The organism is Cognatishimia sp. (genome assembly GCF_964229375.1).
In the GTDB taxonomy this organism is placed as follows: domain Bacteria; phylum Pseudomonadota; class Alphaproteobacteria; order Rhodobacterales; family Rhodobacteraceae; genus Cognatishimia.
The window spans coordinates 1-11582 of the sequence record NZ_CAXREH010000147.1; the positions used below are offsets into that span (position 1 = coordinate 1).

Annotated in this window: 9 protein-coding genes; 5 read left to right on the forward strand and 4 right to left on the reverse strand. The window is 53.4% G+C overall.

Annotation, left to right across the window (positions count from 1 at the left end):
- A partial coding sequence (locus tag ACEQWH_RS11105; protein ID WP_370230816.1) for a class I SAM-dependent methyltransferase occupies window positions 1–643 on the reverse strand: 643 nt, incomplete at its 3' end.
- 252 nt (window positions 644–895) lie between these two features.
- Here ACEQWH_RS11105 and ACEQWH_RS11110 point away from each other — a divergent pair.
- Window positions 896–2821, forward strand: coding sequence for an SDR family NAD(P)-dependent oxidoreductase (locus ACEQWH_RS11110; protein WP_370230818.1), 1926 nt, complete (start codon window positions 896–898; stop codon window positions 2819–2821).
- Here ACEQWH_RS11110 and ACEQWH_RS11115 read toward each other — a convergent pair.
- Together ACEQWH_RS11115 and ACEQWH_RS11120 are read right to left on the reverse strand one after the other, a co-directional pair.
- On the reverse strand, window positions 2799–4178 hold the full coding sequence (locus tag ACEQWH_RS11115; RefSeq protein ID WP_372521401.1) for a hypothetical protein: 1380 nt from the start codon (window positions 4176–4178) through the stop codon (window positions 2799–2801). The two genes, ACEQWH_RS11110 and ACEQWH_RS11115, sit on opposite strands and share 23 nt — an antisense overlap.
- A gap of 492 nt (window positions 4179–4670) precedes the next feature.
- On the reverse strand, window positions 4671–5750 hold the full coding sequence (locus ACEQWH_RS11120; RefSeq protein ID WP_370230823.1) for a glycosyltransferase family 10 domain-containing protein: 1080 nt from the start codon (window positions 5748–5750) through the stop codon (window positions 4671–4673).
- 175 nt (window positions 5751–5925) lie between these two features.
- Between ACEQWH_RS11120 and ACEQWH_RS11125 the strand changes: the two genes are divergently transcribed.
- The 4 genes from ACEQWH_RS11125 to ACEQWH_RS11140 all read left to right on the forward strand — a co-directional run bounded on the left by ACEQWH_RS11125 (window position 5926) and on the right by ACEQWH_RS11140 (window position 9184).
- Window positions 5926–6669 (forward strand): FkbM family methyltransferase, encoded by a 744-nt coding sequence (locus ACEQWH_RS11125; protein ID WP_370230825.1) that lies wholly within the window; start codon window positions 5926–5928, stop codon window positions 6667–6669.
- A 667-nt stretch (window positions 6670–7336) separates the two neighbouring features.
- The gene (locus tag ACEQWH_RS11130; protein WP_370230828.1) at window positions 7337–7765 is read left to right on the forward strand and encodes a DUF2852 domain-containing protein; all 429 of its coding nucleotides are present in this window, start codon (window positions 7337–7339) and stop codon (window positions 7763–7765) included.
- Between the two features lie 78 nt (window positions 7766–7843).
- The gene (locus ACEQWH_RS11135) at window positions 7844–8293 is read left to right on the forward strand and encodes an RDD family protein (RefSeq protein ID WP_370230831.1); all 450 of its coding nucleotides are present in this window, start codon (window positions 7844–7846) and stop codon (window positions 8291–8293) included.
- A 72-nt stretch (window positions 8294–8365) separates the two neighbouring features.
- Window positions 8366–9184 (forward strand): arginyltransferase, encoded by an 819-nt coding sequence (locus ACEQWH_RS11140; protein ID WP_370230834.1) that lies wholly within the window; start codon window positions 8366–8368, stop codon window positions 9182–9184.
- Window positions 9185–9242: 58 nt separating this feature from the next.
- Here the strand turns inward: ACEQWH_RS11140 and ACEQWH_RS11145 are convergent.
- Window positions 9243–11582: TRAP transporter large permease subunit (locus ACEQWH_RS11145; RefSeq protein ID WP_370230836.1), on the reverse strand; the 2340-nt coding region annotated here is incomplete at its 5' end.

Genomic DNA, 11582 nt, shown 5'->3' on the forward strand with positions numbered 1-11582 from the left:
GATAACTTACAAATTCCAGTCCATTTGCCTGCGCTGCGGCCCGCAACTCTGTCTCGATTGCGGCGTGATCGCCCTGTCGATAGCCACCGCTCAGGCTGATGATGCCGCCCGGCGTCACCACGCGCGCGGCTTCGGTCACAAAGAGCGTCAGACCAAAATAAGTCGGCGCACCGACGCTTATCACAAGATCGAAACTGGCGTCCGCAAAGGCCAGGCCGTTGGATTTTCCTTGCTCGATGGCTACATCAATCAACGGCGCGGTGCGTCGGCGGGCAAGCGATACCGCAGACAGGCTGCGCTCGGTGCCGACCAGACGCGCCTTGGGAAACAAGCGTGACAGATAGACCAATCCACCGCCCTGGCCGCACCCGACATCCAGAATAGAGCGGGGATCAGGGGCCAGGTCCGTAATCTGCGTGCGGCCGGCTTGATGGTACATCATCGCGCTGTGATCTTCGCCCGTGAACTCGGGCATCGCAACATAGTCGTCATCCAGCGGCAAATAGCCCCCGTTAAAGAACCAGAATTTGCGAGCTGGCGACAATCGATACAAAACCTCATAGGCCACGAGGTCAAAAATATGGAAAGCAAATCCGAAAAACCGTTTTAGAAACGATGAATGGGCGCGAAGAAGGTCAGGCACCTTGTTTCCTTTAAGAATATATGGTTCCTCAGAACTGGTTACATTGTGTCTTATGCCAAATTGAAAGCGGCTGTGTCATTGAAAAACACACTTGAACAGACATCCAAGACACATCGGTCCTTTGTTTTTTTGCAGGGACCAACATCCGGTGTCTTCAAGGACTTGGGTCAAGCGCTGTCCCGCCGTGGCCACAAGGTATTGCGCGTTAACTTCTGCGCTGGCGACAAGCTGTTTTGGCGCGGGACCGACACTATGTCTTTCAAGGGAACGCGTGAGCAGTGGCCAGACACGCTTCGGCAGATATTGACCGCGCAAGCGGCGACCGACATCGTCTATTTTGCCGACCGTTTTCCGTATCACCGCGATGCACAGCGCGTAGCACGCGACATGGGCGTGCGCTGTGTTTCGATGGAATATGGCTACGTGCGCCCAGACTGGTTGATCCTTGAAGAGGGGGGGCAGTCGGCCTATTCGCATTTTCCTGACGATTTGACCCACTTACTGCAGGTCGCCAAGGATCTGCCACCCTTTGACCGGACGCCCAAGTTCAAGATTTCACCCACCGAAGAGGCCATCAAAGAGGCGGGGTTCCATCTGACCAACGCATTAGCGCAGCCGTTTCAGCGTCACTATAAACCTGAACGGGCCCATCCTCCTCTGATCGAGTTTCCAGCCTATATTCCCCGATTCATCAAGCGCGCCAAAGGTGCAAAACACGCGCAGGCAGAGGTGGACAGGCTGACGCGTATGGATGCTCCAAGGTTCATCGTTCCGCTTCAAATGCAGGGAGACTATCAGATCCGCGCGAATGCCCCTGTTGGTTTCCAATATGGGTTTGTGTCACGGGTTTTGAGCTCATTTGCGCAGGGGGCCTCAACCGACGCCCGGCTCGTGTTCAAGCTGCATCCCATGGATAACGGGCTGATAAACTGGAAAAAGAAGATCACCGAACAGGCCACCGATCTGGGTATTTCCCACCGTGTCACCTTTTTGGACGGTGGCGATTTAGGCAAGCTGTTCTCTGGAGCCGCCGGCTGTGTCGTCGTGAATTCTACCGCCGGAATTCAAGCCTTGCTCAGCGGCGTGCCAACCAAAGCGCTTGGTGTTGCGATCTATGATATCGAGGGTGTCACCTATCAAGGTGATCTGGACGATTTTTGGACCCAGGCGACGCCGCCAGACACATCAGACGTCGACGCACTGACAACGTGTTTGGCCCACGGCATTCACGCGCGTGGAACAGTCTATGGCAAGGGCAGGGCGGCGTTTGTGGAAAACGCTGTCGCGCGCCTCGAAAGCACGGATCTACATGCCCACGGGCTTTATGTTGCGGAACCTCCGCGGCTCAGGAAAGCCGCCCGATTGGGCATTGCAACCGACGCCATCGGCACATCGCAGGCCGAAGCAAACCCCAGAAAACGCATTGCGATCACAGGCGCAAGCACAGGCCTAGGAGCGGCGCTTGCGACAAAGCTCGCAGCGCCCGGCGTTTCATTCGCTCTCTGCGCCAGAGATACCGCGCCATTCAAGACGCTTGCAGCAACGCTGCGCACCAAAGGCGCCGATGTAGAATTCGCCTCGGTCGATCTTTCGATCCCAGGTGCTGCAGAAACATGGCTCAAAGAGGTCTGGGACAATGGCGCCATCGATCAGGTGATTTTGAACGCTGGCATTTTCGACGGGCGCGACGAACAAAACCGACTGGAAAGCCCCACGCGTGCAACCCGTCTTTTGTCGACAAATCTTAGCGGCGCGGTCGAGGCCGCACTGACTGCCTCCACCTTAATGCAAACGCGCGGGGCAGGGCATCTGGTCTTCATCAGCTCGCTAGCAGCCTTTGGCCCACAGGCCGACGCGCCGACCTATTCGGCCAGCAAATCAGGCCTCACAGCTTTTGCCCGCGCCCTGCGTGAAGCCTTGATGGGCACGAATGTCTTTGTGACTTTGGTTCACCCAGGCCACATCAAAAGCCGCCAGACAGATCAGCACATTGGGCCATTGCCGGGGATCATGTCGCCTGAGGATGCCGCCGAAATCATCGCCGGGGCGATGGACAAAAAGACCCCCGAGATCGCGTTTCCGTGGCACTTGAGCGTTGGACTGAAACTGATGTCCATTTTGCCATGGCGACTGCAGGCGCTGATCAACAAAAGGCTCAGGTTTCGCGTGCGCTCGTAAGGCTATGTTTTAAGGTGTGCGTGAACCTGTCTACTTCGGAAAACAACAGGTCCGCATTGTCCCAGCGCGCAAGGGCCTGATCCAGCACAGCCGCATTCAATTTGGCCCGTCTAATTGCGTCAAGAACCCCCGATCCAGATAGGTCATGAATTAAGGTATGCGGGTATCCGACACGCCCCAAAATGCCAGCAAAAGCGCAATCTGCAGACAATATCAAATGACGTCGCGCGGCCACGGCTTCGAATGCGACGCCGGATCCGGTATCTTTGTAAAACTTGGGATCATAGGGCAAAATCATTGCGTCCAAAGACAATAGAGCCTTGTCGTATTTGTCATGAGACAACGGCTCACGGATCCACGACAGTTTTCCTTCGCGCTCAAGCCTTTGTAGTTGGTCTTCAAAACTCTCTTTTGGCTCCGATTGACTACGTTCAAACCAATACAAGTTGGACTCCGATGCATGCATGAGCACGTCAATGTCCTCATGCGCTATCTCTTCAACAGCACTGAGGATATGATGGTGTCCGCGAGACGGTCTGCATGTCCCTATGATACCCACGCGCGGCCTTGGCCTCGATAATTTCGCAGGCTCCACACCATGTTCAAATCGAAGCGACGGCAGGAAGGGCAGGAGGAAGACATCCTTCTCTGGAACTCCAAAGTCCACAACCATCGCATTGACAGCGTCCACCTCGGAAAACACAGCAAGATTGATCAACGGATGGGCATTCAACGTTTCAAATGCCTCGCGCAACGCAGAGATGGCTAAATCGCGTTGTGGCTGATCGTCCGCCAGAAAGTCGTTGAACAACAGACCAACGACCAATGTAATCCCCTTTTCAGGGAGCGCGCATTTGGTGAGCCAACGTGCAAATCCCATTAAATCCGACGGCAATGCATATGGGTAGACAACAATTGGGGCAGAAACAGTCGCGTTGGCCCCAAAGGCCAGATCAAATCGTCGCTCGACGATTTCATTGAACGCAGCCAAAGACCCAGACAGACCCTTTTGGGTGCGCCATAGCCATGGTTGAATATCGATGCTGCCTTTGGCGCTTTGCTGAACAGTCGACGACAGAACCGGATTTTCCCCAAGCGTCCTGGTTCCGTGATAGTCGATGCGATCTGGCGACGAGGACAGTCTTTGTGAAAAAGCAGTCAAAAAAAACTGCGCAAACATCTGCCCATGACCAATGCCGCCGCCAAGTGCCAAATCGAACACCAGCATGTCTGTCTCGGCGGCCAAATCCTGAACTTGGTCCGCAACACGAGATGGCGTGGAAAACAGGTAGTAAACGAGGGCAAGCAAGTACCCATTGATATGGTCTGAATATGTAGAGGGGTCTTCGTTGACCAATCTGTACAGATCTTGTCCCAGATCTAATCGTCCAAGTTCCACAAGATGCAGGATCGCCCAAAGTACCGCTGGATGGTCACGATAGCTGTCGGGCACCTTGAGTTTGGACATCACTGCGTCTGCGGCGCTACGTTGCCCGAGGTTCAGGAAGGACTGTGAAACAGACGTCGCAACCCTGAGGTCTTCGGGGAAGTCCTCCACCAATGGTTCGGCAATCTGGGCTATCTTTGAGTAGTCTTTTGCACGCCACCAGACCTCAAATGCCACGCGCCGGCCGTCCTTTCGTGCTAGCAAAGCATCTTGATGGTCCGCAACAACGCGTTGCGCACTGACAAGGCTCGTCTCAAGACATTTCCAAACCTGCTTAACCACGGCACTTGTGTCAGCGTGCATCTGTAACCTCTGTGCGCAGCTTTCCTATGCTGGCTTCTTTCAAAGTCGAACTGTGCCGAAAAAAACCTGCGACACAAGCCAGAGTTTGCACGTGTTGTGTTAACTGTGTCTAAGCCTGCGTCTGAGCGTGCGTTTTCGCCAGAATTTTGCTTCGCACTCGCTATCAAACAACAAACATAGATTAAGGCCCAAAAACTCCAGCAACTGCCGCGCCGTTTTCTTTTCAGCAATCAATGAAAGATCAGAATAGATCCGGTGACGCCGGGGGCGGGCGGTATCATAAGGGGCCTGCAACACCGTTTTGGCCGCATTTAACAAAACCTGCCCAGCGTTATGTGTTTCCAATACGCGTTCCCGCGCTTCGCCGAGTGCTGCAAGGTTATTCCTCCAGACATCGCGCTCAATCGTGGATTTGATCACCTTGGCGGCGCCTTTAGGATCTTCGATGTTCAATGGCGTGAAGCTACCGCTTGGAAAGTAGTCGCCAATATTGTTTGCGCCGACATAAAAAGGATGAGCCCAGCACAGGAACGGGTCTGCGATTTTTTCTGTCCAAGAGTCTGGCAACAGCGTGTTCTCAAGTGCCAAATGGTACTGATAGGGCGCAATTGCATCCAACTTATCATCGATCGGCCGCACGCCCGCGCCGAAGACTTCCAGGTGCTCAGGAATAAGTGTGCGCAGGTGCTCGATGAAGTCCAGACGCTGCCGGTGCATCGGCTGAGAGGTGCGCTGAGAGGTCACTATGGACACCTTTGGCGTCTTTTGCGGCGCACTTAAGTTTCTGAAAAAGCTATAATCTTTCGTACGTCGGGGATCCAATCGACTGGAAAAATCTACTCCTGCCACCCAGGGCCAACAAGGTGAGCTCCGGCAGTGCGATACGTCCAAGCTCTTCGATGTAGGGGAATGCACGAACCCAAATTGGTTAAAGAAACGGCGGCTTATGTTGCGAATTTCCTCCGATTCAGCGGCAATATACGCCGTTCTGCATTTGGGAATGTCCAAGGTCAGACTTATCTCGGATCTGTTCCAGAAAATCACGGCCTCTGCGTCATGCGGTTTATCTAATCCAAACGAGAATTCGATACCGTGCTGATCCGCATATCCCGGTGGCAGGTGCTTTAGCAACGCGAAGTCTGGCTCATCCGTAAACACGTAAACCCTTTTGGCCATCATGCCTTAACCCGCTTGTCTGCAGTCATGTCTTCACAAAATATCAGCGACCAATTCGCTCAAAAAAACTCTTTTCACCTAACTTTCTAATAAAAATTACTGAACTTCTGTAGAGGCTTGTTTAGAGTTTTCGCAGATGGCGTTTTTTGACGACGCTTTTGAAATATGAGGCGAGGGCATGGCGTTGTTTGTTAAAAAGCACCCAGAAAGCGCGGATCTTTTTGGATCTCGGCGTTTGAATGAGGCCAAGTCAGACTTCATGACTCTGTTTTCCTCGGTCCTACACCTCAACCATCCCGACGCTCAAATGCGCTCGCAGTTTGGCCAGGACGTGTTTGCACTCATGGAACACCGGTTCAAACGCAACGGATTTTTCGTTGAGTTTGGTGCAACCAACGGCATCGACATAAGCAACACCTACATGCTTGAACGCGATTTCGGATGGACCGGCATCCTCGCAGAGCCTGGCCGTGTGTGGCACGACGCATTGCACAAGAACCGGACCGCAAAGATCTCGACCGATTGCGTTTGGGCGCGGAGTGGGGAAACGTTGGAATTTTTGGAAAGTTCAGAACCCGAGCTTTCGACGATAATGGAGCATTACAATTCCGATGGGCGAAATCGATTGAAGCGCAAACAGGATACGTACCAAGTTCAAACGATTTCGCTCAATGATCTGCTAAGTCAAAACGACGCGCCACATCATATCGACTATCTCTCGATCGACACCGAAGGGAGCGAGTTGGAAATTTTGTCGGAGCTCGATTTTGAAAAATATTCCTTTGGTGTGATTACCTGCGAGCACAATTATCAGGATGCGCGTGCGTGGATACATGAGCTGTTAGGTGACCATGGATATCATCGCAAACTGATCGGGGCGTCGGGATGTGATGATTGGTATGTGGGGAAGCCAGCTTTGTAAGTCTTGCGCGTCATGGCTGGGTGTATGGTACTCGGGCACCTCTAATTTAACATAATCATCATTATGCGATATATAGCATGATCGATTAACGCGCAGCTATTTCAAAGAAACTAACTGTTTTAATGACTTACACAGACCTGCTCATACGGAACAAAACGTAGTGAAAACGTCCCTTTCATGCGTTTAACCGCTTTCACGTGCATGACATTTCAAGCTGATGCCAAGTCAGACCGCAGTGGCTACAGGTTAGCCACTTCCTGTAACATGGACAATTTTCGAAGCGACATCCGTCAATAGCCTGTCTTTCAAGTCATGCGGACATGTGGCCTGACATTTCGTTTGCACAACGAATTTCGCATCAAATCCTAAAACCTACGCAGTCTTTATATACAGGTTCACATACGCCCTGCTCTTCCGACTGTACCTTGGCAATGCTTCGGGAAACACAAAATTTGCTGGCAAAAGCAAGTTTGGGCAGCTGTAGACTGCTTATCAAGAGCCTGTTGAGTGTCGTTACAGACAAAAAATTCAAAGCTAACCAACTGATATAAAATAGTTTATGAAAATAATGTAAATTCTTTTCACATAAATCCTTGCAACCCACGTGGTAATGCCCATCTAGTGTAATGTGAAAGGCATTCACATCATCTTTAACACGGAGACCAAAATGACACCTGTAGCCACCGCAACCACACAAACCTCCCAGCTTGGTTGGTTTTCTCGTGCCGAGGCATGGCTCGACAACAAAGGCAAAGGCGCCTGGATTGCCGCGATGGTTCTGGGCTTCATCTTTGTCTGGCCAGTCGGCCTCGCCCTTCTTCTTTACATGATCTGGAGCAAACGCATGTTCAGCAAATCTCGTTCCGTTTCCTGCGGCCGCCGTCGCATGCACACAATGACGTCGACCGGCAACTCTGCCTTTGACTCATACCGCGATGAAATGATCCGTCGCCTGGAGGACGAACAGAAGAGCTTTGAAGAGTTCCTGCAGCGTCTGCGTGAGGCAAAAGACAAATCAGAGTTCGATCAGTTCATGGACGAACGCGAGAAAAAGGCAAAAGACGAAGCCGAAGAGGCCGTCAAAGAAGACGCCTAATTTCATAGAAACCCTCCCTCACCTCGGCCCCTGCATTCCAGGGGCCGGATTTTTATCCATAAAAACGACACGAGAGACATGACCGCCCGTTCCTTTATCCTGCCTGATCCCGAAACCCAGCCAGCGTTTTATGCGGATGTTCCGCCCAAACGTTTTCTGGCCTGGATCATCGACACGGTCCTGATTGCCATTCTGTGCGCTCTTGTCCTGCCATTCACAGCCTTTACCGGGATATTTTTCTTTCCGTTTCTGATGCTTGTCGTGGGATTCATCTATCGCGTTTTGACGCTTGCGGGCGGTTCGGCAACCTGGGGTATGCGTCTTGTCGGGCTGGAATTTCGCGCTCAGACCGGCGAACGCTTTGATCTGGGCGCTGCGATTTTGCACACTTTGGGCTACAGTATTTCCTGGGCCGTCCCTTTGTTGCAGTTCGTGTCGATCATACTGATGCTTGTAAGTCGCAGAAAGCAGGGTTTGACCGATCATTTCATGGGATCTGTCGCAATAAACCGGTCTGCGCGCTTCTGAACCGCATTTGACTTGTTGGGGTCGGGCTGTGTTGCTAGTCTTTGGGACAGTTCAACTGCTGCCTGACCTTTTATGCGCCACTCACTGCCTCTTGCACCACAGTTCTATGTGACCGCTCCACAACCCTGTCCGTATCTGGACGGTCGTATGGAACGTAAGCTGTTCACAGCCCTTCAGGGTGACAACGCCCAAGAGCTGAATGACGCCCTGTCTCAGCAGGGATTTCGTCGCTCTCAGAATGTGCTGTACCGACCTTCATGCACCGATTGCAACCTGTGTTTTTCTGCAAGGATCGACGTTAAGAAATTCACGTCTTCGCGCAATCAAAAGCGCATTATGAAGAAAAATCAGAACCTTGGACGAAGGCCGACATCGCCTTGGGCCACCGAAGAACAGTTTGATCTGTTCCGCACCTATCTGGACGCGCGTCATTCCGATGGCGGCATGGCCGATATGGATGTATTCGAGTTTGCCGCAATGATCGAGGAAACTCCGATCCGTTCTCGCGTGATTGAATATCGGGATGAAACCAGCGATGCCCTGGCTGCGGTCTGCTTGACCGACGTGCTCGAGGATGGCGTCAGCATGGTCTACAGTTTTTTTGAACCTGACCTTCAGAAACAAAGCTTGGGCACGTTTCTGATCCTGGATCATATCTATATCGCGCGGGATGTTGGGCTTCCCTATGTCTATCTGGGCTATTGGGTGCCTGGCAGCAGCAAGATGGACTACAAGGCGCGCTTCTCGGGGCTAGAGATCTTTGCTGATGGCGCGTGGAAGCCCTATGAGTCCCTGAAGGATAATGAGGATCTGCAACGCCGCGGTGCGTCTGAATCCATCGCACAACAAGTGTCCAATATCTCGCTGCCGTCTTCTCATATTCGCAAGTAAGCCCTTGCGACAGACATAAAAAAAGGCCCCGAAATTCGGGGCCTTTCTTTGTTTCAGATTACCGTCCGATCAGATCCGGCAGGATCGTCACGATCGACGGGAAGTACCACAGCAGGGCCAGACCCGCGACCTGGATCAACACGAATGGTATGATCCCGCGATAGATATGGCCAGTGGTGACACTGCTTGGCGCAACCCCTCTTAAGTAGAACAAGGCAAAGCCGAACGGCGGTGTCAGGAAGGACGTCTGCAGGTTAACCGCGACCATGATAGTCACCCACTTTGGATCGAATGTGCCGCCATAGATGACTGGTCCGACAATCGGGATCACGATGTAGATGATCTCGAGGAAGTCCAGAACAAAGCCCAGCACAAACAGCACCAGCATTACGATCAAGAAGACGGTCAACTCGTTGTCAAAGCTCTTGAGGAACTGCTGGATGTAGTGCTCGCCTCCGAAAGAGATCACCACAAGGTTCAACAGCTGAGAGCCGATGAGGATGGTGAACACCATCGACGTCACCTTGGCCGTTTCCCGCACAATCGGGCTTAGAACCTTGCCGCGCAGCAGCACATAGCAGCTGTACAGGATGCCAAACATCGAGAACAGATACGCGCCATAGGCCCCAAGGAATGCAACATAGCTTTCAAAGGCGACTTTAGGCTGATTGATGCGTAGGTCAAAGTTGATGCCGATCAGGATCATCACGATGATGGCAAAGCTTGCCCAGATGATGATCTTGCCGGATTTCTCTTCGTCCGCCAGTCGACGATAGGCCGCCAACAGCAACGCACCCCCTGCCCCAAGCGCCGCAGCGGGCGTCGGGTTGGTGATACCGCCCAGGATCGACCCAAGCACGGCAACGATCAGGACCAGTGGTGGGAAGACCACGCGCAGCAGCTCGTTCTTGGAGAGCAACCCGCCAGCATAAAGGACACCATACCCCATGATTGCGAATGGGATCGCCATCAGCAGCACAGTAGCGCCAGCACTTGTGGTTGGGCTGATTAACAGAGCATCGACGATGAACATCAACGCAGCGCCGCCCAGACCGACATACAGACGACGTGGGTCTGCACTTGGCGCAACACCGCGTGCTGTTGTCAGAACCAAAGCCAGCAGAACAACCAAGGTCGCAATACCCGAGCCAATCGGTGCGGCAGCTTCGACACGCTCAGCAAAGATCGCAGCGCGTTCTTCGTCAGTCAGCTTGGTGGATTCCTCCAGACCGCCCTGCGCATCGATGGCCGCTTGCTGCGCCACCGCTTCGTCCCATGCCAGTTGACCATGCAGGTCAATCATCGAGGCCTTACATTCGTCAGACACCGTGGTGCGCAACGATGCGGCCTCGCCACGATCCGAGAAGCTGTCCACGACGATGGTCTGGCTGCCGATGACGTTCAGTGACGACATGAGCAACGCACCCCCGATCAGCAGAGCTGGAACGCCCAGGAACCAGATCAGGCCGTCGTTGCGGGTGATGACCTCGCCGCCGTCGCTGTCAAAGCTAACTGCTGGGGCTTTGGTGGGGTTCATCAACGCATAGCCAAACGCATAGGCCGCATAAAGGAAGGCCAACAGAATGCCGGGCAACAAGGCTGACTGGAACAATGTACCAACAGACAGAACCGCAGGCTCGCCCAAGAAGGTCAGCGCATCAGAGCATCCCGCCACTTGAGCGCGGGTTTCCTGCGCGGCCGAGTAAAGGTCGCCAGCAAGCGTGCCCAACAAAACGATCACGATGGACGGAGGAATGATCTGCCCCAATGTCCCCGAGGCCGCAATCACACCCGTCGCCAGTTCCGGCGAATAGTTGTTGCGCAGCATTGTCGGCAAGGACAGCAGACCCATGGTCACAACCGTCGCGCCAACGATACCAGTCGAAGCCGCCAGAAACGCGCCCACAACCACGACCGACACAGCCAGACCGCCGGGCAGCGGGCCGAACACCCTTGCCATCGTGGTCAGCAGATCGTTGGCGATCTTTGAGCGTTCCAGCGTGATGCCCATCAGAACAAACATCAAAACAGCCAGCAGAGTCTCAATCGATTGCCCCGCCAGAACACGTTCATTCATACGGTTCACGATGAACGAAATGTTGCGGTCCATGGCTGTTTCCCAACCGCTTGGGAAAACAGGTGTCTCGTATCTGGGCAGATCCGGGTATCTGAATATCGAGATCGTGTCCGATTTCACTCCTTGGGCAATCAGGTCCGCATAGGCCGCAGAGCCTGTGTCAATCGCCTGGTGGATCAGCAATCCCGCGCTGTCCAAGGCTGCGATGATCCCGACAGAGATCACACCAGCGCCACCGATTGCAAAGGCCACCGGAAAGCCAGATAGAATACCCCCGAAGAGGCAGAGGAAGACGATAATCAGGCCAATGTCGGCCCCATC